General features: G+C 73.8%; 29 protein-coding genes. 18 read left to right on the top strand and 11 right to left on the bottom strand.

Going from position 1 to position 24,713, the window contains the following annotated elements; translation table 11 throughout:
* A partial coding sequence (locus FFT21_RS22745; protein ID WP_137815968.1) for a trehalose-phosphatase occupies positions 1–307 on the bottom strand: 307 nt, incomplete at its 3' end.
* A 239-nt stretch (positions 308–546) separates the two neighbouring features.
* Here FFT21_RS22745 and FFT21_RS22740 point away from each other — a divergent pair.
* From FFT21_RS22740 to FFT21_RS22730, 3 genes are all read left to right on the top strand, one after another.
* Complete coding sequence (locus FFT21_RS22740; RefSeq protein WP_225978653.1) at positions 547–930, top strand: hypothetical protein; 384 nt, start codon at positions 547–549, stop codon at positions 928–930.
* Positions 927–1,124 (top strand): DUF8847 domain-containing protein, encoded by a 198-nt coding sequence (locus tag FFT21_RS22735; RefSeq protein WP_137815957.1) that lies wholly within the window; start codon positions 927–929, stop codon positions 1,122–1,124. Before FFT21_RS22740 ends, FFT21_RS22735 begins: the two co-directional genes overlap by 4 nt.
* Positions 1,125–1,242: 118 nt before the next feature.
* Positions 1,243–1,596, top strand: a complete 354-nt coding sequence (locus FFT21_RS22730; protein ID WP_137815956.1) for a DUF488 domain-containing protein — start codon at positions 1,243–1,245, stop codon at positions 1,594–1,596.
* 12 nt (positions 1,597–1,608) lie between these two features.
* Here the strand turns inward: FFT21_RS22730 and FFT21_RS22725 are convergent, their stop codons facing one another.
* Entirely contained in the window at positions 1,609–2,670 is a 1,062-nt protein-coding gene (locus FFT21_RS22725) for a type III polyketide synthase (protein ID WP_137815955.1), read from the bottom strand.
* A 105-nt stretch (positions 2,671–2,775) separates the two neighbouring features.
* Positions 2,776–3,522, bottom strand: a complete 747-nt coding sequence (locus FFT21_RS22720) for a methyltransferase domain-containing protein (protein WP_225978652.1) — start codon at positions 3,520–3,522, stop codon at positions 2,776–2,778.
* Between the two features lie 176 nt (positions 3,523–3,698).
* Between FFT21_RS22720 and FFT21_RS22715 the strand changes: the two genes are divergently transcribed.
* Complete coding sequence (locus tag FFT21_RS22715; RefSeq protein WP_137815953.1) at positions 3,699–4,475, top strand: SDR family NAD(P)-dependent oxidoreductase; 777 nt, start codon at positions 3,699–3,701, stop codon at positions 4,473–4,475.
* A gap of 46 nt (positions 4,476–4,521) precedes the next feature.
* Positions 4,522–4,968 (top strand): cupin domain-containing protein, encoded by a 447-nt coding sequence (locus FFT21_RS22710; RefSeq protein ID WP_137815967.1) that lies wholly within the window; start codon positions 4,522–4,524, stop codon positions 4,966–4,968.
* Positions 4,969–4,972: 4 nt separating this feature from the next.
* Here FFT21_RS22710 and FFT21_RS22705 read toward each other — a convergent pair whose 3' ends face one another.
* Complete coding sequence (locus FFT21_RS22705) at positions 4,973–5,344, bottom strand: hypothetical protein (RefSeq protein ID WP_137815952.1); 372 nt, start codon at positions 5,342–5,344, stop codon at positions 4,973–4,975.
* Between the two features lie 269 nt (positions 5,345–5,613).
* Between FFT21_RS22705 and FFT21_RS28920 the strand changes: the two genes are divergently transcribed.
* The 4 genes from FFT21_RS28920 to FFT21_RS22690 all read left to right on the top strand — a co-directional run bounded on the left by FFT21_RS28920 (position 5,614) and on the right by FFT21_RS22690 (position 8,448).
* Complete coding sequence (locus FFT21_RS28920) at positions 5,614–5,781, top strand: hypothetical protein (protein ID WP_153816571.1); 168 nt, start codon at positions 5,614–5,616, stop codon at positions 5,779–5,781.
* 274 nt (positions 5,782–6,055) lie between these two features.
* Positions 6,056–6,880, top strand: a complete 825-nt coding sequence (locus FFT21_RS22700) for an alpha/beta fold hydrolase (RefSeq protein WP_137815951.1) — start codon at positions 6,056–6,058, stop codon at positions 6,878–6,880.
* A gap of 53 nt (positions 6,881–6,933) precedes the next feature.
* Complete coding sequence (locus tag FFT21_RS22695) at positions 6,934–8,055, top strand: LLM class flavin-dependent oxidoreductase (RefSeq protein WP_137815950.1); 1,122 nt, start codon at positions 6,934–6,936, stop codon at positions 8,053–8,055.
* Between the two features lie 57 nt (positions 8,056–8,112).
* A complete protein-coding gene (locus FFT21_RS22690; protein WP_137815949.1) occupies positions 8,113–8,448 on the top strand; it encodes a hypothetical protein in 336 nt (111 codons plus the stop codon).
* An 83-nt stretch (positions 8,449–8,531) separates the two neighbouring features.
* On the opposite strand, the gene FFT21_RS22685 is transcribed toward FFT21_RS22690, so the two are convergent.
* Together FFT21_RS22685 and FFT21_RS22680 are read right to left on the bottom strand one after the other, a co-directional pair.
* Positions 8,532–9,440, bottom strand: coding sequence for an LCP family protein (locus FFT21_RS22685; protein ID WP_225978651.1), 909 nt, complete (start codon positions 9,438–9,440; stop codon positions 8,532–8,534).
* 400 nt (positions 9,441–9,840) lie between these two features.
* A complete protein-coding gene (locus tag FFT21_RS22680; RefSeq protein ID WP_137815948.1) occupies positions 9,841–10,623 on the bottom strand; it encodes an SGNH/GDSL hydrolase family protein in 783 nt (260 codons plus the stop codon).
* A gap of 290 nt (positions 10,624–10,913) precedes the next feature.
* Here FFT21_RS22680 and rocD point away from each other — a divergent pair, with 290 nt between their 5' ends.
* The gene (gene rocD / locus FFT21_RS22675) at positions 10,914–12,152 is read left to right on the top strand and encodes an ornithine--oxo-acid transaminase (protein ID WP_137815947.1); all 1,239 of its coding nucleotides are present in this window, start codon (positions 10,914–10,916) and stop codon (positions 12,150–12,152) included.
* 94 nt (positions 12,153–12,246) lie between these two features.
* Here the strand turns inward: rocD and zapE are convergent, their stop codons facing one another.
* On the bottom strand, positions 12,247–13,290 hold the full coding sequence (gene zapE / locus FFT21_RS22670; protein ID WP_137815946.1) for a cell division protein ZapE: 1,044 nt from the start codon (positions 13,288–13,290) through the stop codon (positions 12,247–12,249).
* On the opposite strand from zapE, the gene FFT21_RS22665 reads away from it, so the two are divergent.
* Complete coding sequence (locus tag FFT21_RS22665; RefSeq protein WP_137815945.1) at positions 13,289–14,080, top strand: pyrimidine reductase family protein; 792 nt, start codon at positions 13,289–13,291, stop codon at positions 14,078–14,080. The two genes, zapE and FFT21_RS22665, sit on opposite strands and share 2 nt — an antisense overlap.
* A gap of 65 nt (positions 14,081–14,145) precedes the next feature.
* Here the strand turns inward: FFT21_RS22665 and FFT21_RS22660 are convergent, their stop codons facing one another.
* Both FFT21_RS22660 and FFT21_RS22655 read right to left on the bottom strand, forming a co-directional pair.
* Positions 14,146–15,066: an EamA family transporter gene (locus tag FFT21_RS22660; RefSeq protein WP_371856851.1), complete on the bottom strand. Its 921-nt coding sequence runs from the start codon at positions 15,064–15,066 to the stop codon at positions 14,146–14,148.
* 46 nt (positions 15,067–15,112) lie between these two features.
* Positions 15,113–15,709, bottom strand: coding sequence for an XRE family transcriptional regulator (locus tag FFT21_RS22655; RefSeq protein WP_137815944.1), 597 nt, complete (start codon positions 15,707–15,709; stop codon positions 15,113–15,115).
* A gap of 161 nt (positions 15,710–15,870) precedes the next feature.
* On the opposite strand from FFT21_RS22655, the gene FFT21_RS22650 reads away from it, so the two are divergent.
* Positions 15,871–17,481 carry an alpha/beta fold hydrolase gene (locus tag FFT21_RS22650; RefSeq protein WP_137815943.1) on the top strand — a complete coding sequence of 537 codons (1,611 nt, stop codon included), beginning with the start codon at positions 15,871–15,873 and terminating at the stop codon, positions 17,479–17,481.
* 320 nt (positions 17,482–17,801) lie between these two features.
* On the opposite strand, the gene FFT21_RS22645 is transcribed toward FFT21_RS22650, so the two are convergent.
* Entirely contained in the window at positions 17,802–18,536 is a 735-nt protein-coding gene (locus FFT21_RS22645) for a DUF6319 family protein (protein ID WP_137815942.1), read from the bottom strand.
* Between the two features lie 179 nt (positions 18,537–18,715).
* On the bottom strand, positions 18,716–19,363 hold the full coding sequence (locus FFT21_RS22640) for a TetR/AcrR family transcriptional regulator (protein WP_137815941.1): 648 nt from the start codon (positions 19,361–19,363) through the stop codon (positions 18,716–18,718).
* Positions 19,364–19,561: 198 nt separating this feature from the next.
* Here FFT21_RS22640 and FFT21_RS22635 point away from each other — a divergent pair, with 198 nt between their 5' ends.
* The 6 genes from FFT21_RS22635 (at position 19,562) to FFT21_RS29280 (ending at position 24,666) form a co-directional block, all read left to right on the top strand.
* Positions 19,562–20,731, top strand: a complete 1,170-nt coding sequence (locus tag FFT21_RS22635) for an acyl-CoA dehydrogenase family protein (protein WP_137815940.1) — start codon at positions 19,562–19,564, stop codon at positions 20,729–20,731.
* Between the two features lie 148 nt (positions 20,732–20,879).
* Positions 20,880–21,842 carry an asparaginase gene (locus FFT21_RS22630; protein ID WP_137815939.1) on the top strand — a complete coding sequence of 321 codons (963 nt, stop codon included), beginning with the start codon at positions 20,880–20,882 and terminating at the stop codon, positions 21,840–21,842.
* Between the two features lie 160 nt (positions 21,843–22,002).
* Positions 22,003–22,257 (top strand): hypothetical protein, encoded by a 255-nt coding sequence (locus tag FFT21_RS22625; RefSeq protein WP_137815964.1) that lies wholly within the window; start codon positions 22,003–22,005, stop codon positions 22,255–22,257.
* Between the two features lie 73 nt (positions 22,258–22,330).
* Positions 22,331–22,768: a peptide-methionine (R)-S-oxide reductase MsrB gene (gene msrB, locus FFT21_RS22620; RefSeq protein ID WP_137815938.1), complete on the top strand. Its 438-nt coding sequence runs from the start codon at positions 22,331–22,333 to the stop codon at positions 22,766–22,768.
* 166 nt (positions 22,769–22,934) lie between these two features.
* Complete coding sequence (locus FFT21_RS22615) at positions 22,935–23,843, top strand: TIGR04222 domain-containing membrane protein (RefSeq protein ID WP_137815937.1); 909 nt, start codon at positions 22,935–22,937, stop codon at positions 23,841–23,843.
* Positions 23,833–24,666: an MbnB/TglH/ChrH family RiPP precursor modification enzyme gene (locus FFT21_RS29280; protein WP_192909695.1), complete on the top strand. Its 834-nt coding sequence runs from the start codon at positions 23,833–23,835 to the stop codon at positions 24,664–24,666. Before FFT21_RS22615 ends, FFT21_RS29280 begins: the two co-directional genes overlap by 11 nt.
* The last annotated feature ends 47 nt before the right edge of the window (positions 24,667–24,713 follow it).

The following is a 24,713-nucleotide window of genomic DNA, read 5'->3' as shown; positions in this document are numbered from 1 at the left end:
CCAGATGCACCTCCCCCGGCAACCGCGACAGCGTCGCCAAATCCCGCAACGCCCGCCCCGAAATCACCGCCGCCGTGGTCTCATGCAACACCGCCAACGACCGCAACGCCCCCACCGACTCCGACGACGGCAACGCCCGCTCCGGATCCGCCACAATCGGCGCCAACGTCCCGTCGTAATCACACGCCACCAACAACCGCGGCGTACGAGCCAACCGCACAAGCGCACGACGTAACTCGGGAGAAAATGAGGACAGCCGAGAACCCCGCGGATACTCGACCGTCCGTTCCCGGCCGGAACGGACCATACCTCCAGTCGCGCTCATGAGCGGACCCCCTCACAGGCACGCCAACGGTTGCTTCCTTCGCAAGGTAGCGCAGCGGAAGCGCTGACGGGACTCTTTCATCGAAAGGAAACAAGCTGATAAGGGAGGCTTATGCCGGGACCGGTAGGCCGCCTGGATGACCGGCCGCCACCCGAAAGCGCGCCGCCGATCGCGATGCCGGGGTAGCGTTGGAGGGAGACCGCCGGCAAAGGAGAATCCGCTTGACCGAAGAGGGCACCGACACGCTACGCCGCGCCGCCGACCTGCTGGAAACCCTCGCCGCCGGCAGCACCGCCGGCCGGTGGCGGGTGGGCGGGCTGCTGGCCACCCGGCCGGAGATCATCGCGCACCAGCACGGCGGCACCGAGCACGTCGCCGAGGCACGGTCCAGCAGTGCCCGCTGGATCGTCACCATGCAGCCGGCGGTGGCCCCGCACCTGGCCGGCTGGCTGCGTGCCGCCGCCCGGGGCGCCGGTGACGAGGTGGACGAGCACGCCCTGCGCTTCGCCCGCGCCGTGCTCTCCGCCGAACTCGCCCGCGGCCCGGTCCAGGCCCCTCCCGGTGCGGCAGCGGAGGGACGATCGGAAGCCAGGTCGCCGGCATGACCGAGCAGTACACCGCGCAGTACGTCGGCGGGCCGCTGGACGGCCGGGAGGACGATCTTCCGGAGTCGAGGGCCATCCCGGGCAGCATCGTGACCCACACCTACCTGCACGCCGGCCCCAAGATCGAGACGTTCTACCAGTTGTACCGGACCGACGAGGGCCGGTGGGAGTACCGGCTGCTGCGGCCGCGGTGAGCGTGCCCCACACGGTCACGGCGCTAGCGTCGACCACCGGGAAGCGTCGCCGACCGGCGCACACCACGGCTGATCGCGGCGCGCGCCGGCCCTCGTGGACTCGCGGAAGGGGAGGACGATGTCCGTCACCGTGCGCCTGCGCCGTGTCTACGACGAACCCTCGCCCGAGGACGGGACGCGCGTCCTGGTGGATCGGGTATGGCCACGCGGCCTGAGCAAGGAGTCCGCCCGCGTGGACGAGTGGGCCAGGGACGTCGCCCCGTCCACCGAACTGCGCAAGTGGTACGGGCACGACCCGGCGAGGTTCACCGAGTTCCGCCGCCGCTACGAGGACGAACTGGGCGCGCCGGAACGCAGCGCCGCACTCGACCGGCTGCGGGAACTCTCCCGCCGCGGCCCGCTCACCCTGCTCACCGCCACCAGGGACGTCGAGCACAGCCAGGCGGCCGTACTGGCGGGGCGCCTGACGTAGCGTCGGGGTGGTTCAGCCGGCGCGCAGCAGCGCCGCGTAGAGGGTGAGCCCGGGGCCGAAGGCCAGCGCCACCACGTGGCCGCCGTCGGCGAGCGCACCGCCGGAGCGCAGCCGCTCCAGCACCAGCAGCACGGTCGGCGACGAGCAGTTGCCGCGCTCGGCCAGCACCTCGCGGGACGGCCGCAGCGCCTGGGGCGGCAGGTCGCACTCGCGCCGCACGGTGTCCAGGATCTTCGGCCCACCAGGATGCACCGCCCACCCGGCCACGCCGGCCGGGGTGAGCCCGTGCGGGGTGAGCAACTCGTCGAGGGCGGGCCCGAGGTGCCTGGCCAGCACGTCCGGCACCCGGGGCGACAGCCGCATCCGGAACCCGTGGTCGGTAACCTCCCAGGTCATGTCGCCGGCCGAGTCCGAGTCGGTGCGGGCCACCAGGTCCAGCATGCGCAGCGACGGCGGCGCCCCCGGCCGGCGCAGCGGCTCCGGGCTCAGCACCACCGCCGCGGCGGCGTCGCCGAACAGCGCGTGCGCCACGATCTGCTGGACGTCGCTGGTCGGCGGCTGCAGGTGCAGCGTGGTGAGTTCCACGCAGAGCAGCACGGCCGGCCGCCGGTGGGTGGCCACGAAGTCGGCCGCCGCGCGCAGCCCGGGCAGCGCCGCGTAGCAGCCCATGTGGCCGACCAGCAGACGCTGCACGTCGGCGCCCATGTCCAGCCCCGAGGCGAGCCGGATGTCCAGGCCGGGCGTGCCGTACCCGGTGCACGAGGCGACGGCGAGCAGGCCGACGTCGGCGGGGTCGAGGTCGGCCGCGGCGAGCGCCTCACTGACCGCGCGGCGGCCGAGCGGCTCCGCCTCCTCGGCGTAGCGGCGCATCCGCCGCTCCGTGGACCACCCGGCGACGTCCTCGGTCAGCGGGCTGACCACACCGTGCCGGCGGCGCACCCCGGCGGTGCGGAAGATGCGGTGTGCCGCCCGGCTACGCCCGAAGTGCCGGTGGAAGTAGCCGTGCCACAGGTCGTCCTGGTCCAGCGGCGCGGGAAACGCCGATCCGGTGCCGACGAGGTGCGCGGCTACCACCGGACCACCTCCCGATCCGGTCCGGGTCGCCACCGGCCGGCCGCCGCGGCGTCCTCGCTGGTGGGCATGCGGTCTCCCCCTTCCGCGATGTCGCGTGCGTCCCGACTACGAAGGCTCCTTCACGCCACGTCCCTGGAACAGCACGGTGGTGAACCGGGTCGGCACCATGCGCACGTGCTCGACGCGCCCGGCGAGCCACCGGGCGAGGTCGACGAGTGACGGGCGCAGGCCCCGCAGCCGCAGCCGCACCCCGTGCCGGGCGCACTCGCGGACCAGCCGGTCCCGGTTCACGAACAGGGCCGGGTCGTGCACACCCGGCGGCGGGCCGCCCGGAACGCGCTCTCCCACCGTGACGGTGACGAACCTGGCCAGCGCGGTGTCGGCCAGCGTGTCCAGCACGAGCACCCCGCCGGGCCGGAGCAGGCGGCACGCCTCGGCCACCGCGCCCGCCAGGTCGGGCACGTGCTCCAGCACCTCCCCGGCGACCACCACGTCGGCGCAGCCGGAGGCCAGCGGCACGGCCAGCACGTCACCGCGCACGGCGAGCACGCCGTGCGCGGACGCGCGGTGCAGCGCGCTGGCGGTGAGGTCGACGCCGACGTGCCGGTAGCCCTTGCCGGCCACGTGCGGGGCGAGCAGGCCGCCGCCGCAGGCCAGGTCCACCAGCACGGCGTCGCGCCGGGTGGCGGGCGGCACCAGCGCGCCGCGGGCACGGGCTAGCCAGTGCAGCGTGGCGAACACGCCGCGCGGCCGCCACCACTGCTCGGCCAGCTCGTCGTAGAGCCCGATGTCGTTGGCCGGGCGGCGAGGTGGGCGGGGCGGCGCCGGAAGCGGCGGTTCGGTGGCGGGCACAGCACCGAGGCTGACACAGCCGGTGGGTGCCCGCTCGGCGCCGTCTGCGCGGTGAAGGCGGGTGACCTCCGGGTACGTTCCCCGCCACACCCGGCAGCGGCGGACGTGCCCGGGGACGGCGGCCGCGCTTGGCATGATCGGGGCCCGCGCACGGTCGTCGAGGAGGTGGAATACCGATGTCCTCCGGGTCGCTGCCGGACCTGTCCGGCACGGTCGCCCTGGTCACCGGCGCCGGGGGGATGATCGGCGCCGGCATCGCCCGCCGGTTCGCCGCCGCCGGGGCCGCCGTCGCCGTCCACTACCGGACCAGCCGGGAACCGGCCGAGCGGCTGGTCGCCGAGGTGCGCGCGGCCGGCGGCCGGGCCACCGCGGTGCCGGCCGACCTGCGGGACGCCGAGCAGGCGGACGGCGCGGTGCGGGCCACCGTGGCCGCGTTCGGCCGGATCGACGTGCTGGTCAACAACGCGGGCGTGCAGCCGGTGCGGGCGCTGCCGGAGATGCCGCCCGAGCAGTGGCAGGAGGTGATGACGGGGAACGCGGCCGTCACCTTCCTGGCGACCAGGGCCGCGGCCGCGCGGATGATCGAGCGGGGCGGCGGTGGCTCGATCGTCTCCATCGCCTCCATCGAGGGCAGCCAGCCGGCGTTCGGCCACGCGCACTACAGCGCGGCCAAGGCGGCGGTCCTCATGCACACCAGGGCCGCCGCGCTCGAGTACGGCCGCTACGGGATCCGGGTGAACGCGGTCTCCCCCGGCCTGGTTGAGCGGGACGGCATCGAGCGGGACTGGCCGGACGGGGTGGCCCGGTGGCGCCGGGCCGCGCCGCTCACCCGCCTGGGCACGCCCGAGGACGTGGGCAACGCCTGCGTGTTCCTCGCCTCGCCGCTGGCCTCCTGGATCACCGGGCAGAACCTCGTCGTCGACGGCGGCGTGTCCGCCCATCCGACCTGGTGACGGGCCCGGGAGCGCGGCGCGCGTCGGGAAACGGGGAGTGAGCGCGATGGAACCGGCGGAGATCATCGAGGCGCTGGGCCTGGCGCCGCTGCCCACCGAGGGGGGCCGGTGGGCGCAGACCTGGCGGGACGCGCACGGGTCGGCGATCTACTACCTGCTGGTGGCCCCGGAGTTCTCCGCCCTGCACCGGTTGGCCCACCCCGAGGTGTTCGCCTACCACGCCGGCGCGCCGGCCCGCATGCTGCTGGCCCACGCCGACGGCAGCGTGAGCCGGCCGGTGCTCGGCCCGGACCTGGTCGCGGGGCAGCGGCCGCAGGTGGCGGTGCCGGCCGGTACCTGGCAGGCCACCGAGACGCTCGGCGCGTGGAGCCTGCTCGGCACCTTCATGGCCCCGCCCTACACCGACGACGCCGTCGAGTTCGGCCGCGCCGGGGAACTCGCCAGCCGCTATCCGGACCACGCCGGCGACATCCGCCGGCTCTGCCCGCGCTGACCCGCTATTCGCCGGCGAACGGGGCGAAGGCGAACCGCGCCGGGTGCGACGCGGTCTCGTCGGACACCCTGACAACGCCGCCGGAGGTTAGGTACGTGGCGATCGTCTCCGCCAGCCGGACATGTGCGTGCTGCCGAAAGTCGTCGCTGTGGCCGTAGGCGAGGGTGAACTGCCTGGGTTCGATCTCCCAGTCCCCGCGCTCGGAGGCGACGTCCACGCCGCCATAGGTGTTCCGGGTCTCCACCTCGAGCCGCCACCGGGCTTCCCGGCTCGGCGCGGTGGCCAGGTGCACCTCGACGGTGCCGATCTCCACGATCTGGTCGGCGCGGATCAGCCGGCGGGCCGCGCTGTCCTGGACCCACAAGGTGCTCGTCATATCGGGCCTCCCGTCCGCGTCCCGTTACCGCGACTCAGCGTGAGCGTAATCATGCGCGCCGCCACAACGGGCAACCTGGATATCGCCCCGTGACCGGACGGCCACCCACATGCCGGACGCGGGACCAAGGTCGGACACGAGAACCGACCAAGGTACGCGAATTCGCAGGCGTAACACGGGCAGGATAAGGTGAAATAGAACACACTCTCAGGTTCCACCGAATGCCCCATGGGGAACCCGGAGGCTGGCGAGGGAGAACGGAGGAGATCATGGGCAGAACCGAGGCGCCGAGCGAACCACGGGAAGCCGAGACCGACGCCGAGCGGCACGGTAGCCGTACGGCGCTGGTGCCGCCGGCCAGGACGGCGCTGGACGGCGGGCAGCACGAGGCGTCCGACATCGACGCCGAGGACCACATCGTCCGCGGCATCGACTAGGTTGCCGTACGCCGTCGGGGCGTCGGACGACGTCCCAGCACATCCCCGCCCGCTCACGTCGGTGAGGGGGCAGGCATCCTGGGTGGCCGCCTCGATCGGGAGAATCCTCATCCCGCGGCTGGCCGCCCTGTTGGCCCAGACCAGGATGGCGTAACGCGTTTGCGGTTCCGCCGGGCCAGGATCTTTGTCAGGGGTACCACCCCCACCGCGCCACCAGCGGGCGATCCCCGCCGGTGTGGCGCTGTTCCTGGCAGGTGAGCGGCGGAGGAACGCGATGGACACTGCGGTGCGCACGATACGGTCGCCGGACGGTACGACGATCGCCGTCGAACGAACCGGAACCGGATCCCCCCTGGTACTGGTGAGCGGCGCGTTGACCGACCGAACGCAGTGGCGCAGGGTGTTGCCGCTGCTCGCCGAGCGGCACGCGGTGTACGCGGTGGACCGGCGCGGTCGCGGAGGTTCCGGCGACCGCACGGGCCACGCCACGGACGGCTACCACCCGCGGCTGGAAATCGACGACGTAGTCGCGGTGCTGGACGCCGTCGCCGAGGAGACCGGTCGGCCCGTCAACGTGCTCGGTCACTCCTCCGGCGCCCTTCTCGTCCTCGGCGCGGCCCGTGCCGCCGCCCGGGTCCGCCGGGTGGTCGGCTACGAGCCGCCGATCGGCCGCGACACCGGTGCCCTGGACCCGCCCCTGTCCGCCCGGCTCGCCGCCCATGTCGCCGCCGGCGACCGGGAGACCGCGGTGCTCACCTTCCTCCGAGAAGGGGTTGGTCTGCCCGCCGATCAGGTCGACCTGGTGCGCCGGGCACCGACCTGGCCGGCGTCGGTCGCGCTGGCCCACACCGTGCCCTACGACATGCGCATCCAGGAGGAGTCCCGGCGGGCCAGGGACGGCTTCGCCGGGCTGGGTGTCCCGGTGCTCCTGCTGCTCGGCACGGCGAGCAGCGAGTGGATGGCCCAGGGGCTGCGCGAGCTTGCCGCCACCCTGCCGGACGCACGGCTGGTGTCGCTGCCCGACCAGGGGCACCTGGCCATGGTGGACGCGCCGGCGCTGTTCGCCGAGCGGGTGCTCGAGTTCCTGACCGAGCCGTGACCATTCACCGACGGCTCCGGGAACATCAACACTCGTTCGGCGTTGTTCGAACCATGAGCCTTCGTCGCCGTGTGCCGCTGTCCGTGCTCGACCTCGCCCCCGTACCCAGCGGGTCGACCACCGCACGGGCACTGCGCAACAGCCTCGACCTGGCCCGGCGGGTGGAGCGGTTGGGCTACACCCGGTACTGGGTCGCCGAGCACCACAACATGCCCGGCATCGCCAGTTCCTCGCCGGCGGTGCTGATCGGCCAGCTCGCCGCGGCCACCTCGACACTGCGGGTCGGCTCCGGTGGCGTCATGCTGCCGAACCACCCACCGCTGGTGGTGGCCGAGCAGTTCGGCATGCTCGAGGCGCTGCCCCCGGGGCGGATCGACCTGGGCATCGGCCGCGCTCCGGGCACGGACCAGGCGACCGCCCGGGCGCTGCGCCGCAGCGCCGGCCCGCTGTCCGCGGACGACTTCCCCCAGCAGCTCGCCGAGCTGGTCGACTACTTCGCCGAGGCGGCGGAGGACGGTTCGGCGCCACGGGTGCGGGCTGTGCCGGCGGCGGGTAACCGGCCGCCGGTGTGGCTGCTCGGGTCCAGCGGCTACAGCGCCCAGCTCGCCGGGCTGCTCGGGTTGCCGTTCGCGTTCGCCCACCACTTCAGCGCGGACAACACGCTGCCCGCGCTCGCCCTGTACCGGGAGTCGTTCCGGCCGTCGCCACACCTGGACCGGCCGTACGCGATGGTCGCGGCGGCGCTGTACGCGGCGAACACCGACGAGCACGCGCGGTGGATCGCCGCCCCGGCCGCGCTGGCGTTCGTCCACCTGCGGCACGGGCGGCCCGGTCCACTGCCCACCCCGGAGGAGGCCGCCAGCTACCCGTACACCCCGCTGGACGAGGAGATCGTCCGGTCCCGGCTGGCCGGGCAGCTCATCGGCGGCCCGGACACCGTCCGGCGGCAGGCGGACGAGCTGCTCGCGGCCACCGAGGCGGACGAGCTGATGCTGACCACGATGGTGCACGACCACGCCGACCGGGTGCGGAGCTACGACCTGTTCGCCGAACTGGCCGGCCTGGAGCCGGTCGAGGCGCCGGCCGGGGAACCCGCAGAACCTGCCGGGCGGCCGGCGGACCCGGCCGCCGGTGACGGGCATCCTGCGACCGTGCCGGCACGAGTGGAGCGCTGACCCACGTACGGGTGAGTCCCGTCCACTCCGGACCGACCCGGCCGTACGGTGTTCCGCGTGCCAGACCCGAGTGAGTCACAGACGCTGCTTGACCAACTGCACCGCGAGGTCACCTCAGCCATTGAGCACATGATCGTCGGCGGTGACGATCACGCGCTCACCGAGGTGCTGCACCGGCTGCGCGCGGTGACCGAGCCGGCCCACAGCGCGCTGGAGGACCGGGCTCCCGAGGTCACCGGGGAACTCGCCCAGGCGATGGGGCACCTGCAGGCGGGCGAGTACGACGAGGCCCGCAGCGCGCTGCTCACCGCACGCACATCGTTATCCCGGCTGGTCGGCGGGGAACGCCGGGGCAGGAACCGGGTGGACGTTTCGCTGTGGCGGATGTGGTGAGCCACCCCGCCCCGCGGCCACCGTCACCGTGAACGGCCGCGGCCCCGCCGGATCGGGCGGGGCCGCGGCGCGGGGCGGAACGGCTACTTGGACAGCAGGCCGTCCGGCACCGTCGAGTCCTGCCGGAAGTCGTCGAAGAGCTGCTTCGACTTCGTCTTGTCCCACAGCACCACGGAACCGACCCCCGAGATCGTCTGCGTGCTGCCGATCGGCACGGTGCCGGTGGTGGAGCCGTTGCCGCCCAGCGCGAACGCCAGGCCGGCCAGGTTCCAGATGTGGTCACCGTTGTCCACGGTCAGCGTGTCCACCGAGTTGGTGGCCAGCGGGAACAGCCGGAACGGGTTGGCCAGCACGCCGACGCTGGTGGCCTTGGACAGCAGCGCGGAGAGGAACTCGCGCTGGTGCTGGATGCGGTCCAGGTCCTGGCGGGCGTAGAGGTGCCGGGTGCGCACGTAGCCGAGTGCCTGGGTGCCGTTGAGGTCCTGGCATCCCGGGCTGAGGTTGAGGCCCGCGGCCGGGTCCTTCAGCGGCTGGTCGACGCAGATGTTCACCCCGCCGACCGCGTCGACCACGCCGACGAAGCCCTCGAAGCCGATCTCCGCGTAGTGGTCGATGCGCAGCCCGGTGGCCTCTTCCACGGTGCGGGTGAGCAACTGCGGACCGCCGAAGGCGAAGGCGGCGTTCAGCTTGTTCCTGCCGTGCCCGGGAATCGGCACGTAGGAGTCGCGCGGCAGGCTGACCAGGGTGGGCTTGCCGGAGCCGCTGGGGATGTGCATCAGCATCATCGTGTCGGTGCGGCCGCCGTCCGCGTCGCCAGTGGACAACTGGGCCTCCTGGCTGGCGCTCAGGCCCTGCCGGCTGTCCGAGCCGACGAGCAGCCAGTTGGTGCCCGCGCCCGCGGCGGGGCGGCCCGCGTAGTCGCTGAACGCGTTGGTGCGCTTCAGCGAGAAGTCCAGGTAGATGGCGAAGCCGATGAGGAACAGCACGATCACGAGCAGGATGCTCAGAAAGACCCGGCCTGGTCGCCCCCGTCGCCTCCGCACCTGCTGTGACCACTCCCTCGGTGGACCCGGTCGCTGGTAGTTGAGCGGCATGGTCCCGCGCTGCGCCATTCCCCGACCTCCCGTTTTCGCGTCCCCGGATGGTGAGTTCATCACCCCCCTGTCGATGTGGACGCACGGCAGGCCGGCCGGTTGTCCGATTCACCCGCTCGCCGTCCGCGCGTCGCCGCGTAGCTAACGCGAGACGACGCCGCCGGCACAAGTCCCCGCGATCAAATCCGTGGTCAATTCCGGTCATCCCACGGGTGCTCGTGCTCGGGGTGCGGGCGGGGGGGACGCGGGCCGCCGGGCCGCGCTGGGGGCACGGCCCGGCGGATGCCGCGTTCCGGGGTCAGCCGGTGACCGCGTCCAGCGCGGGCAGGTAGCCATTGGCGTGCCCGGCCCGGTTCGGGTGGTACGAGTCACTCACCGGCCAGGTGACCCCGTTGATCCACGGACTGGCGGCGCAGATGCCGTGCCCGGCGAAGGCCGACCGGCCGTCGACGAAGGTGAAGTGGGCCGCGGCCGCTCGGCCGGCGATCGTGGTGGCCAGCAGGTCGGCGGCGTCGTTCAGGGTGGTCCGCTTGCTCGCGCTCAACCAGCAGGCGCCGGTCGCGAACAGCCGCGGGTAGCCCATCACCACGACCCTGGCCGAGGGCGCCGCGCCGTGGATCGCCGCGTAGGTCCGGTCCAGCTTGCCGGGCAGGGTGTTCCGCACCTCGGTCTCCGCCCGCTGCACCGCGTTCGCGCAGTCCTGGTCGCTGCCGATGGTGCAGGTGGTCACCACGTCACCGAAGCCAACGTCGTTGCCGCCGATGGACACGGTGACCAGCGTGGTGGTCGTGCGGAGCGCGGACGCCTGGTTGGCCAGCAGGTCGTCCGTGGTGGCTCCGGAGCAGGCCACGAAGGAGAACGACGCGACCTGGTGCGCGGAACTCCACAGCGAGGGATAGGCCAGCGCGCTGCGGTTACAGCTTCCGCTGGCGGGGTCGTACTGGCCGGTGCCGGTACCCGACGCGTAGGAGTCGCCGAGCGCGGCGTAGCGGATCGCGCCGGCGGCGCTGGCCGGGACGGCGAGCAGCAGTGCGGCAGCGACAGCGGTGAGGAGGGTGGCGAGAACACGGACACGACGCATGGCGGCCTCCGCCCGAAATGTGAGGAACATGACCTACCTACACGCCAAGTGGCCGACTGACCTCGCGTTGTGAAGAGTTAACCCCGAACGAACTACCGTCGTGTCACGTAAGACGGTCACCAATCGGAACCCGCCGGGGCCGGGGGCCGACGATCGGGCTGCCGGCGAACCGGCCGGCGCGCGGTGACGCAACGAACGGGTGATATGGCGCCATATCACGCAACGTTGTCCGGCTCCACGCAACAGCTTGCCGATGAAACGAACGTGACGGCCGCCTTAGCCTTGTCAGCATGACCCTGACCGCCGATCACCCCGCCACCGGCACGCCGGGCGGCGCCGCCGACTACATCGCGCTCGACGAGCACTGGAGCACGCACAACTATCACCCGCTGCCCGTGGTGATCAGCCACGCCGAGGGTGCCTGGGTGACCGACGTGACCGGCCGCCGGTACCTCGACTTCCTCGCCGGCTACTCGGCGCTCAACTTCGGCCACCGCCACCCGGCCCTGGTCGCCGCCGCGACGGAGCAGCTCGGCCGGGTCACGCTGACCTCCCGTGCGTTCCACCACGACCAGTTCGGCCTGTTCTGCCGGGAGCTGGCCGAGTTGACCGGCACCGAGATGGTGCTGCCGATGAACTCCGGCGCGGAGGCGGTGGAGTCCGCGCTCAAGGTCGCCCGGAAGTGGGCCCACGAGGTCAGGGGCGTGCCGGACGGCACCGCGGAGATCGTGGTGGCCGCCTCGAACTTCCACGGCCGCACCACCACCGTGGTCTCCTTCTCCACCGACCCGGTGGCGCGCGCCGGGTTCGGCCCGTTCACGCCGGGGTTCACCGTGGTCAAGTACGGCGACGCGGCGGCGATGGCCGCCGCGATCACCGAGCGGACCGCCGCGGTGCTGGTCGAGCCGATCCAGGGCGAGGCCGGCGTGATCGTGCCGCCCGCGGGCTACCTGCGCGAGGTACGCCGGATCTGCGACGAGCACGGCGTGCTCATGATCGCCGACGAGATCCAGTCCGGCCTGGCCCGCACCGGTGACCTGCTCGCCTGCGACCACGACGGCGTCCGCGCGGACCTCTACACGCTGGGCAAGGCGCTCGGCGGTGGCATCGTGCCGGTATCCGCGGTGATCGGCCGGCGGGACGTGCTCGGCGTCCTGCGCCCCGGCCAGCATGGCTCCACCTTCGGCGGCAACCCGCTGGCCTGCGCGGTCGGCCGGGCGGTGATCAGGCTGCTGGCCACCGGGGAGTTCCAGCGGCGCTCCCGCGAGCTGGGCGCCCACCTGCACGCGCGGCTCGGCGAGCTGGTCGGCGCCGGGGTGGCCGAGGTGCGCGGCCGGGGCCTGTGGGCCGGCGTGGAGATCTCTCCCGGCGGCCCCACCGGCAGGCAGGCCAGCGAGGCGCTGGCCGCGCGCGGCGTGCTGTGCAAGGAGACCCAGGACACCACGCTGCGGGTGGCACCGCCGCTAGTGATCAGCCGCGACGAGCTGGACCGCGGCATCGACACCATCGCCGAGGTGCTCACCCGCTGAGGCGTCCGCACGTTACCCCGAACCCGGCCGCGAGACGTCGCCGACGACCCCACACCCGGCAGACGTCGCCACCGCGTTCGGCGGGCGCCCCGTCTCAGCCCGCCGAACGCGGCACCGGGGACGCCACCTCACGGGACAGCGCGACCAGCCGGGACAGCGCGCGCAGGTACTTCTTCCGGTAGCCGCCGCCCAGCATCTCCTCGGTGAACAGCGCGGACAGCGGCTGCCCGGACACCGCGACCGGGATGGCGCGGTCGTAGAGCCGGTCCGCGAGGCTGACCAGGCGCAGCGCCACGTCCTGGTCCGGCGCGGCGTGCACACCCCGCAGGTGCACCGCGGCCACCCCGTCGACCAGCGGCCCGTACCGGGAGGGGTGCAGCCGGGCCAGGTGCGCGCACAGCTCGTCGAAGTCGTCCAGGGTGGCGCCGGGCAGTGCCTCGGCGCTGGCCGCCAGGTCGTCGTCGGACATCGGCTCCGGCGGGTCGGGCAGCCCGCGGTGCCGGTAGTCCGGCCCCTCCACCCGGACCACCCCGAACCGCGCGGCCATGCTGTGGATCTCGCGCAGGAAGTCGTCCGCGGCGAACCGGCCCTCGCCCAGCCTGTCGGGCAGCGTGTTGGAGGTGGCGGCGACGAACACGCCGGCGTCGGTGAGTGCGGCCAGCAGCCGGGTGATCAGCATGGTGTCACCCGGGTCGTCCAGCTCGAACTCGTCGATGGCGAGCAGCCGGTGGTCGGCGAGCCGGCGCACCGCCTCGGCGAAGCCGAGCGCGCCGACCAGGTGGGTCAGCTCGACGAAGGTCCCGTACGCCTTCGGCCCGGGCGCCGCGTGCCAGGCAGAGGCGAGCAGATGGGTCTTGCCCACACCGAAGCCGCCGTCCAGGTACAGCCCGGGTTGCTGCCGGGACTTCTGCCCGCCGCCCAGCCAGCCGCCCAGCCAGCCGCGGGTCGGGCGGCCGGCGGCGACCCGCTCGGCGAACTCCCGGCAGGCGGCGAGCGCGGCCATCTGGCTGGGCTCGTCCGGGTTGGGCAGGTAGTTCTCGAAGCGCACGTGGTCGAACCGCGGCGGCGGCACCATGGACGCCACCAGCTCGTCCGCCGCGATCTCGGGATGACGATCGGACAGGCGCTGGGCGGGCATGACGGGCAGCCTAACCGCGTGTTGGGATGGCACCGTGCACCAACTATGGCCCCCTGTGACGGACCAGACAGCGCAGGTCGACGACCGTGACCTGGAGCGGCTCTACGCCTACCCGGCCAACCTGGACCGGCCCTGGGTGCAGGCCCATTTCGTGTCCAGTGTGGACGGTGCGGTGACGGTGGCCGGCCGCTCCGGGGGGCTGTCCAGCCCGGCGGACAAGCGGGTGTTCGCGCTGAGCCGGGATCTGGCCGACGTGGTGCTGGTCGGCGCGGGCACCGCGCTGATCGAGGGCTACCACGGGGTCAAACCGCGCGAGGTCCGGGTGGAGCGGCGGAAGCGGCTGGGGCTCTCCCCGGTGCCTCCGCTGGCCGTGGTCACCCGGCGCTGCTCGATCGAGCCGGACGCGCCGCTGGTCACCGACGTCTCCGTGGCGACCATCGTGGTCACCTGCGAGGCGGCGCCGGCGCAGCGGCGCAAGGCGCTGGGCGACGCCGGCGCCGAGGTGGTGGTGGCCGGCGAGGACGCCGTCGACCCGCACCGGGCGCTGGCCGCGCTGGACGAGCGGGGGCTGCGCCGGGTGTCCTGCGAGGGCGGCCCGACCCTGTTCGCCGCGCTGATCGCCGAGGACCTGGTGGACGAGCTGTGCCTGACCGTGTCGCCGCTGCTCACCGGAGGCGATGCCGGCCGCATCGCCAGCGGCGCGCTGCCCCCGGCGCCGGCGCGCATGCGGCTGGACACGGTGCTCTGCGAGGACGACACGCTGCTGCTGCGCTACCGCAGGCCCCGGTAGCCGCGTCACCCGCGCCGCGAGCCGGCGCCGGCGCGATACCGGGCCCCGCGGGTCGGGTCGGCGCGTTACCGGGCGCCGCGGGTGGCACCGATCGAGGCGACCACCACGCAGCAGATCGCCAGCCACTGCGTAGGGGCCAGCGCCTCGCCGAGCACCACCAGCCCGGCCAGCGCGGCCACCGCCGGTTCCAGGCTCATCAGCACGCCGAACACCCGGGGCGGGATCCGTCGCAGCGCCTCCAGCTCCAGCGAGTACGGCACCACCGAGGACAGCAGCGCCACGGCGAGCCCGGCCGCCAGCACCTCCGGGCGCAGCAGCGTGGCACCGGCCTGCGCGACACCCAGCGGCGCGGCGAAGAGACCACCGAAGGCCATCGCCACGGCCAGCCCCTGTCCGTCGGTGGTGCGCCTGCCCAGCGCCGCACCCAGCAGGATGTAGCTCGCCCAGCAGGCGGCGGCGAGCAGAGCGAAAGCGACGCCGGTCCACCGCACGGCGCCGCCGTCCTCGGTGAGCAGCAGTACCCCGGCCGCGGCAAGCGCCGCCCACAGCGCGTCCAGCCAGCGACGGGAGCCGAGCAGCGCGACCGACAGCGGTCCGAGGAACTCGACGGTCACCGCGACGCCCTGCGGGATCCGGGCGAGCGCCTGGTAGAAGGCCATGTTCATGCCGGCGAGCACCGCGCCGTAGCCAAGCACGACGGTGAGCAACCGGCGGTCGGCCCGCAGCGTGCGCAGGGTGCGCACCGACGGCCGCCACACGACCAGCAGCACCACGGCAGCGAACACCAGCCGCATGGCGACCACGCCGAGCGATCCGGCGACCGCGAACATCTGCTTGGCCACGGACGCGCCGAGCTGCACGCTGACGATGCCGAGCAGCACCAGGGCCGGCGGAGGCGTGGCACTCACCGCGCGGCCGGCCAGCGTGGCCAACCCCAGCATCGGACGCCAGGTCGTCCTGGACCGCTGCACCTGTACCGCCACCACGGTTGTCCGCCCTCCTCTTCCGCACCGTCGCGAACGACGGCAGCGCTCAGCCCGGCGTGTCCTGGGCCGCCGCACCGGCCGGCTCGGGTGCCAGCACGGTCATGGCGAACCGGCAAGGCACCTCGCCCACCGCGAGGTAGCCGTGCGGCCGGTCGCCGGCGAAGGACGCCGCGCCACCGGCCGCGATCCTCGCCCGCTGCCCGGCCACCCGCAGCTCAATTTCCCCCTCGACCACGAGCAGCAGTTCCCGGACGCCCGGCGCGTGCGGATCGCTGTGGTGCTCCTCCCCCGGCCGCATCGTCCAGTGCCACAGCTCGACCACCGGCCGATCGCCGCCGAGCAGGAGGGTGCCGGCGCCCCCGGCGGTGCCGCGCCACAGCACCGCGCCGGTACCCGGCTCGGCCACCCGCAGCGGCGGCTCCCGCTCCACCTCGACGAGCTGGGCAAGGCCGGTGCCGAACGCCTCGGCGATCCGCCACAGCGTGCCGATGCTGGGATTGCCCCGGCCCTGCTCGATGGCCACCAGCACGCCCTTGCTCAGCCCGGACAGCGCGGCCAACCGGTCCAGGCTCCAGCGGCGGGCCGCCCTGGCCGCCCGCACGTTCGCGGCGATCGCCCTGGCCAGCGCGTCCTGGTCGGCCACGGGCACCTCCGGTCGTTCTGCTGTACCACACGGTACTGTCTGCTGCACCATGCCGGCAAACCAGCCGGGCTGCCCTCTCACCGGGTTCTCACTCCCCGCGTGCCAGCCTCGTTTCGGGAAAGTCCACGACGTCCGATCAGTCACGCCAGCGAGGAGCAGCCGTGCCGCGCCGCCAGGTGGCCCGCGAATCCCGCCCGGCCCGGCGTGGTCCGGTGCGGTCGGCGGCGCTTCCCGCGCTGTTCGCGGCCGCTCTGCTGGGCACGCTGGCCGGGTGCGCGGCGGGGCCGTCCAACCGGCCGGTGATCGCGGTGCGCCAGGACGGCGGTTCCTCCGGCAGCCCGCCGATCAGCACCATCGGCCCGAAACCGGTGCCGCCGCTGGAGCGGCCGGGCTCGCCCGGGATCACCTGGTCGGACTGCGACCAGCCGACCAGGGACCAGCTTGCCGGGCTGGGCAACGCCGCGGGCGTGCCGTACCAGTGCGGCCGGGTGGTCAACGTGCTGGACGCCCCGGGGCAGCCGGGCAGCGGCACCGCGCGGATCAGCGTGCTCAAGGCCGGAGACGGACCGGTGCCGCTGGTGGTGGTCAACGACGTCGGCGGCGAACCGGGCACCCTCTACGCGGCCCGGCTGGCCAGCCAGCTACCCCGCGCCATGCTGAGCACGTTCTCGCTGATCGGCGTGGACCGCAGGGGCACGGGCGCGTCCGACGCGGCCGAGTGCGTGCCACCGGACGTGCGCGGCAGGGTGGTCGGCTACGACCCGTCCTCGGCGCGGCTGGACGACCTGCTGGACGCCGCCCGGCGGGCCAGCCAGGAGTGCGTGCTCGACCTCGACCAGCGGCTCGCCGCGCTGGACACCTGGCGGGCGGCCGCCGACCTGGAGCGGCTGCGGCAGGAACTGGACGTGCCGCGGCTGAACGCGGTCGGCCACGGCGAGGGTTCCCGGGTGCTCACCACCTACATGAGCCGCTATCCGGACCGGATCGGGCGGATCGTGCTGGACGGCTCGCCCGACCCGGCGCTCGACGGCACCGGGCAGGCGGAGGCCAGGGCGGCCGGCGCGGAGCAGACCTTCGGCGCGTTTGTCACGGACTGCGTGGCGCACGGCTGCCCGCTGGGCGGAGACCCTCGGCAGGCCGTGCGGGGCCTGCTGGACGGGCTGCGCCAGCGCCCGGTGACCGCGCCGGACGGCACCCAGGTCACCGCCGGGACCGCGCTGACCGCGATGCTGCTGGGTCTGGCCGACCGGCCGCACTGGTCGGATCTGGCCGGCGCGCTGGCCAGGGCGCGTATCGGCGACGTCGGCGGGCTCGCCGCGCTGGTCGCACCGCTGCTCGGCGGCCCGGACCGCAACCCGGCCCGGCTCGACCCGCAACTGGTCACCGGATGCAACGACACCGGCACCCGGCTGTCTCCGGACCGGGTGGCTCGCACCGCCGCCGACTGGCGAGGCAAGTACCCGCTGTTCGGCGGGTTGTTCGCGGACCGGTTGCTGTGGTGCAGCCCGTGGCCGGTGCCGCAGCAGACCCCGCCGACCACACTGGCCGTGCCGGGCGCTCCCCCGGTACTGGTGCTCAGCACCGCCAGCGACCCGATCACGCCGGCACCCGGCACCGAGCGCACCGCCCAGCAGCTCACCACCGGCATCTCGGTGGCCTGGCAGGGCGGCGGGCACGGCGCGCTCGCCACGTCGCCGTGCGCGACCACGGCGGCGCAGCACTTCCTGGTCGACGGCCGGGCGCCCACGGACGGCACCGTCTGCCCGCCGTGATGTCGCCCGCCGCCCGGCCTCGGCGATGCGGTATCCCCGGGCGGCCATCGTGCGGCGGAACGGGCCGCGCGTCCGCGAGGCGCTCGCCGCGGGGATGATCAGCGGTCAGCGGCAGCCGGAGCAGCAGCCGCAACCCGGCCCGGTGCAGCTCGAGCAACAGCTGCAGCCACCCAGGTGCGGGCTCTCCGCCGCCGTGCGCTCCACAGGTGCCGCCATGACGCCCTCCCATGAGTCGGGGTGCATATGTCCCCCACGACGGTATTTCCGTGCGGCACGGGGTGATACCGCCGCGCGAGGGAAGGCGGAACGTCCGGCCCCGGTCAGCCGGAGAGTTCGGACAGCGCGCGTTGCGCCGCGTCCAGTTCCGCCTGCAGTTGCTCGATGCGGGCCCGCTGCTGCGCCCTGGCCGCCTCCAGTACGGCCTCGATCGCCTCGGAGACGTCCGGATGCAGTTCCTTGGCCGCCTTGGCGACCGCGGACGCCGGCACCGGCACGGCCCGGACGGTGCGCTTCTTCCCGGCCACCACGTCGACCGTCCACTCGCCCTCGGCCGTCGAGCTCAGCGTGACGGTCACCTCGGCCGGCCGCGACTTCCGCGCACCGCCCCGCCGGGCCGGCTGCTCCGCACCGACCACGGCCGAAGCACCGCCGCCGGATGTTCGTCGGACGCTGGCCGGTCGGCCGCCCGGGTCGTCGGCCGGCTGCGCGCGGCGGCTCCCCACCGGGTCCGCCGCCGGGCCACCCGGCGACGGGCTCGCGGCCGACGTGCCCGAACCGGAGACGGCGCTCGCGGCGGATGTGGCCGGCTTCTTCCGGGGCGGCTTGGTCAGCGTCATCTCCGCGGGGGAGAACGACAGCACGTCGCGCGAGCCGGTCGGCCGCACCTGGATGAAGTCGCCCTCCTCGGGTGCGGTGAACGCCGTCACCTTCGCCGAGCGCCCGGCCGTCATGCCCACCGCGTTCGGCGTGAACCACACGGTGGGCGTCCGCCCTGCGGCGAGTTCGGCCCGCAGGAACTGGAGATCCTCCTCGGACAGCGAGCGCACCTTGGCCATTGTGGCCTCACCTCGATCAGGACCGTTGCGTTGTCGGGATGCAGCCTGCCGCATGGCACCGACAAGAATCGAACGCCGCTCGCGCCGCCGCACTACTCCACAGTGGACGATACGGCCCGAGCGGCGCCCGCGTCATCCCCCGGCCAGCCGCGCCACCGTCCACTGTGGAGGAGCAGCGGCTACGGGGCGCCGGCGGCGCTGACCGCCACCGCGGCGTGCAACTCGACCAGGCCGTCGAGGAAGGTGGACAGGGCCAGCTCGAAGCTGTCCCTGTCGATCTCGTCGGCGTACTGGCGCAGCTTGTGCGCCTGGCTGAGGTTGGGATAGCGGTCCCAGTAGACCCGCACGTCGTCCTCGAAGCCGCGGGAGAACGAACTGATCGCCGCGCCGACCACCAGGTACTTGGTGGACGCGCCGATCATGGTGGCGTACCGGGGCGGCCAGCCGGCGCGGACCAGGCCACCGTGCACCGCGTCGGCCATCCGCAGCGACGCCTCCCGCCGGGACGGGCCGTAGGCCAGGAACGGCACGAAGTTCGGGTGCGCGGCCAGCACGGCGCGGTAGGACCGGGCCCAGGTGGCCAGGGCCGCGCGCCAGTCGTCGCCGGCGAAGCCGGACACGTCGACCTGCTCGGCGAGGTCGTTGGCCACCGCGTGCAGCAGTTCCTCCTTGGTGGCCACGTGGCTGTACAGGGACGCCGCCTGCACGCCGAGCGCCACCGCGAGCTTGCGCATGGACAGCCCGGACAGCCCGTCCCGGTCGATGATCTCCAGCGCGGTGTCCCGGATGCGCTGCTTGCTCAGGATCGGAACGCTCGGCCGTCCCACCGCCTGCCTCCTCCTCCGCGGGTCGGCGACCGACCGCGGTCACGTCGCCGTGGCGCATGCCGCACCGGGTCGTGTGTCCCCACCGCGCCTGGTACACGTACAGTACAACCTAACGACGTTCGGTTAATCCTCGGGACACTCGTCCGGCGGGTGGGCGGCGGCGCGATTCCGGGGACGGTGGCGGAAAGGACGGCAGCGATGGACTTCTCGCTGAGCGACGAGCAGCGGGAGATCCGCGACTGGGTGCGGACCTTCGTGCGGCGCGAGATCATGCCGCTGGAACCCGAGGTGCTGCGCCGGGAGCGGCGCGGCGAGCCGGGGCTGACCCACGAGGAGCACCGCGAACTGCGGCAGAAGGCCAAGCAGGCGGGTTTCTGGGGGGTGCTGACCCCGCAGGAGTACGGCGGTATGGGCCTGCCCGCGGTGATGGCCGCGCTGATCGAGGCGGAGCTGGGCCGCTCGTTCGTGCCGTTCCGGTTCGGTGGCTACGCGGACAACATCCTGTTCCACGCCAACGAGGAGCAGAAGCAGCGCTACCTGCTGCCCACCATCGCGGGCGAGCGGATCTCCTGCTTCGCGATCACCGAACCCGGCGCCGGCTCGGACGCCAAGAACATCCGCACCTCCGCCCGCAAGGACGGCGCGGACTGGGTGATCAACGGCGAGAAGACGTTCATCACCGGCGGCAACGAGGCCGACTTCGCCATGGTGTTCGCGGTCACCGACAAGGACAAGGGCGCCGCCGGCGGGGTCACCTGCTTCCTGGTGGACCGGGACATGGGCTGGAAGTCCGAGCCGATCGACACCATGGGCGAGTGGGGCCCGGCGTCGCTGATCTTCGACAACGTGCGGGTGCCCGAGGAGAACGTGCTCGGCGAGGTGGGCAGGGGCTTCCAGCTCGCCATGCAGTGGATCGGCCAGGGCCGCTACCTGCTGCCCGCCCGCGCGCTGGGTGCCTGCGAGCGGCTGGTCGAGATGGCCATCGAGCAGTCGAAGACCCGGGTCACCTTCGGCGAGCCGATCGCCAACCGGCAGGCCATCCAGTGGATGATCGCCGACTCGGCGGTGGAGATCGAGGCGTTGCGCTGGCTGGTGCTGCACGCCGCGTGGCAGGTGGACCAGGGCATGGACTCCCGGCAGGCGCAGTCCATGGCCAAGCTCTACGGCGGGGTGAAGGCCAACGAGATCGTCGACCGGGTGCTGCAGATCCACGGCGGCATGGGCTACACGCGTGAGCTGCCGGTCGAGCGGTGGTACCGCGAGCTGCGCCTGCTGCGCATCTACGAGGGCACCGACGAGATCCAGCGCCGCACCATCGCCCGCAACCTGATCAAGGGGCACGCCAGCGTGCGCGGCGTCCTGGGCTGACCCGGCGTGCGGTGTCCCGGTGCGGCACCCGCGCCGGGACACCGCAGGTTCGTGATGTGGCCCGCACCCGGCCGCCGGCGATTTGGCACCGGCCACCTCGGATGCCATTCTGGCTGGCCAGTGTCCGGGCAGCGGGAAGGGAGCGGGTGTGCACGAGGTGGTGGCCGAGGTCTGGCGCGGTGACTTGGTGGAGTCGGTACACCACGGCTCGGTGGTCGCCCTGGACGCCGACGGCCGCACCGCGCTCACCGCCGGCGCGCCCAAGGACGTCATGTTCCCCCGCTCCTCGAACAAGCCGGTGCAGGCGCTGGCCATGCTGCGCTGCGGGCTCGACCTGCCGCCCGAACTGCTCGCGCTGGCCTGCGCCAGCCACTCCGGGGAGGACTTCCACGTCGAGGGGGCGCGGCGCGTCCTCGCCTCCGCCGGGCTCGCCGAGGACGCCCTGCGCTGCACGCCGGACCTGCCGCTCGGCGAGGCGGCACGGCGCGCCCACCTGGCCGCCGGCCGGGACGCCGCGCCGATCTTCATGAACTGCTCCGGCAAGCACGCCGCCATGCTGGCCACCTGCGTGGCTCGCGGCTGGCCGACGGAGAGCTACCTCGACCCCGAGCATCCGCTGCAGCGGGCCATCGCGGACACCCTCGCCGACCTGGCCGGCGAGCCGGTGGGCGCGGTGTCGGTGGACGGTTGCGGCGCCCCGCTGTTCGGTGTCTCGCTGCGCGGCCTGGCCACCGCGTTCGGGCGGCTGGCCGGCGCGGGCGAGGGCACCGCCGAGCGCCGGGTGGCCGACGCGATGCGCGCCCACCCGGAGTGGGTCGGCGGCACCGGCCGGGACGTCACCACGCTGATGCGGCGGCTGCCCGGTGCGGTGGCCAAGGACGGCGCCGAGGGCGTCTACGCGGTGGGGCTGCCGGACGGTTCCGCGGTGGCGGTGAAGATCGCCGACGGCGCCGCCCGGGCCCGCGCCGTGGTCGCGGTGGCCGCGCTGGCCCGGCTCGGCGTGGACGTGGCCCCGCTCGCCGGGCTGGCCGAGGAACCGGTGCTCGGCCATGGCCGGCCGGTTGGCGCGGTCCGCCCGGCGCTGGGTCCGCTGCCCGCCGGCCGAGGCTGACCTCGCGCCGCGGGCCGCCGCCGAGCGGCGGGACCGTCGCGCCACCCGCGGTTACCGTGGAGGCGTGGGCAGCACGGACCGGTTCGGGCCCCGGGACGACCGTCACGGGCCGAACACGCGCCGGCCGGAGGGGCCGGAGCGGCGGTTCACCGAGGACCTCGTGGGCCTGGACCCGAACGATCCCGAGGCGCGCGCCTTCGCCGAGCACCTGGACCGGATGGAGCGCAACCGGCCCGGCTTCACCGTGGAGGGTTACCTGGGCGGCGTGCAGGACTTCGCCGACGCCGCCAACCGGCTCGGCGGGCACCGCAGGATGACCGCGATCGTGCTGATCGGGCTGATCCTGCTGGGCGTCGCGGTCGCCGTGTGGGACACCCTCGGCCTGGTGCTGTCCACCTTCTTCGGCTCCGGCTGACGCCCGCCGCAGCGGGCCCGTGCGCGTCCCATACTCCGGGACCGGTGTGGCTGGCCGGGCTACGGTGGAAGGCATGGAACCGGTTGTCGGTGCGACACCTCGGGTGGCGCGCTCCGAGGAGGAGTGGCGCGAGCGGTTGACTCCGGCGGAGTACGCCGTGCTGCGCCAGGCGGGTACCGAGCCCCCATGGTCCGGGGAGTACGTCGACGAGAAGACCGTCGGTGTGTACGAGTGCCGGGCGTGCGGCGCGGAGCTGTTCCGCAGCGAGACGAAGTTCGAATCGCACTGCGGGTGGCCGTCGTTCCACGACCCCGCGGACACCGACGCGGTGATCCTGCGCGAGGACCGCGGCCTCGGCATGGTGCGCACCGAGGTGCTGTGCGCGAACTGCCACAGCCATCTCGGCCACGTGTTCTCCGGCGAGGGTTACCCGACGCCGACCGACCAGCGTTACTGCATCAACTCGGTGGCGCTGCGGTTGGTGCCGGCCGGCGAGGACGCCGAACCCTAAGTCTCCGCCAGATCAACCCAAATTCTCGATCAAGTCTCCTTGTTCCGGCGTGAGGTCGCCCACACCATAGGCTTCCCCGGGGGAAGGAGACCGCCATGTGCCGCACCACATTAGGCCGCGATGTCGGCGGCGACCGCTGTGTGATGGCGCTCGGGGAGCCGGCACCATGACCGGCCCGACGGTGTTGGCCGGCCCCGCCCTGGCGAGCGAGCCGTGGGGGATCTCCGGCCCGCAGTTCCTCGCCGTCTACACGCTGCTGCTGATCGTGGCGGTCGGGTATGCGGTGCTGTCCCGCTGGTTCATCCGCCGCAACGGATTCGCCTCGGGCGCGGCCGACCACGTTCCGCTCGGCGTGCACGAGGTGGCGTACCTGGCGGGCGGCTCGCGCCGGGTGATCGAGACCGCGATCGCCGCCCTGGTCGACGCCGGTGCGCTGCGCGCCTCACGGCGGGGCACCTTACGGCCGGTGCACGCGGCGCGGACGGTGACCGACCCGGTGCAGGCCGCGGTACTCGCCGAGGCCGCAGAGCACCACAGCACCACGGTCGGTCACCTGGTCACCGCGCTGCGGCGGCACGCCGCACTGGATCCGATCCGCTCGACTCTCGTCGCTGGCGGGCTGCTGGTGGAGCCCTCGGTGGCCAGGGCGCGGCTGCGGCTGGCGGTGGCCCCGCTGGTGGTGCTGCTCGTGGTGGGCGTGACCCGCTGTGTCAACGGGATCGTGCTGCACCGCCCGGTCGGCTGGCTGGTGGCGTACCTGGCGCTGACGGCCTGGTTGGTGGTGGCCTTCCTGCGCCGCCCCGACCCGCTGATCACCGTCCGCGGGCAGCAGGCGCTGAACGACGCCCGCCGCCGGCGCCGGGCGGGCGACACGTCGTTCGTGCCGGGCGGCGCCCCGATGGCCGCCGGCCTGGTCGCCCTCAGCGGGCTGGCGGCGTTCCCGGACGACGACGTGCGGGCCGCGCTGCGCAGCGGCCAGTCCTCGGGTGGCGGCGGGGGCGCGTCGTGCGGCGGTGGGTCCTCGTGCGGCGGTGGCGGTGGCTGCGGTGGCGGTGGTGGTGGCTGTGGCGGCTGATCGGGGCGGCGCCGGGCTACCGAGCCTGGGCGTCGGCATCGGTTGGCGGCCGGAGATCGACCTGACCGTGGAGCGGCTGCCCGGGGTGGACTTCGTCGAGGTCGTGGCGGAGAACCTGCGAGCGGACGCGCTGCCCGAGTCGGTGCAGCTGCTGCGCGACCGGGGCCTGCCGGTGCTGCCGCACGCGGTGACGCTGTCCCTGGGCGGCGCCGAGCCGGTGGACCGCCACCGGGTCGAACACCTGGCGCGCCTCGCCGAGGTGCTGGACGCCCCGCTGGTCAGCGACCACGCGTGCTTCGTCCGCGCCGCCGGCCTGGAAGCCGGGCACCTGCTGCCCGTGCCGCGCACCCGGGACGCGCTGGACGTGCTGGTGGCCAACGTGCGGGCCGCGCAGGCGGAACTGCCGGTGCCGCTGGCCGTGGAGAACGTGGCCGCGCTGCTGGACTGGCCGGAGGCCGAGCTCACCGAGGGCGCGTTCCTCGCCGAACTGGTCGAGCGCACCGGCTGCCGGCTGCTGGTCGACGTGGCCAACCTGTACGCCAACGCGCACAACATCGGCACCGATCCGGCCGCCTTCCTGGACACCGTGCCGCTGGAGCGGGTGGCGTACGTGCACGTCGCCGGTGGGGTGTGGCGGGAGGGCCTGTACCACGACAGCCACGCCCACCCGGTGCCCGGCGAGGTGCTCGACCTGCTCGCCGCGCTGTGCGACCGTGCCCGGCCGCCGGGCGTCCTGCTGGAACGGGACGACGACTATCCCGCCGACGCGGAACTGGCCGCCGAACTCACCGCGATCCGCGCGGCCTGGGAGGGGACTCCCTGATGCGCGTATCAAGCCGCGATACCCGAGGTGACCACAGCGCGCGCCCT

It is taken from the genome of Gandjariella thermophila (assembly GCF_005405885.1).
GTDB lineage: Bacteria > Actinomycetota > Actinomycetes > Mycobacteriales > Pseudonocardiaceae > Gandjariella > Gandjariella thermophila.
Note: the sequence above shows the minus strand (reverse complement) of the source record. Positions and strands in the feature narration are given on the sequence as shown.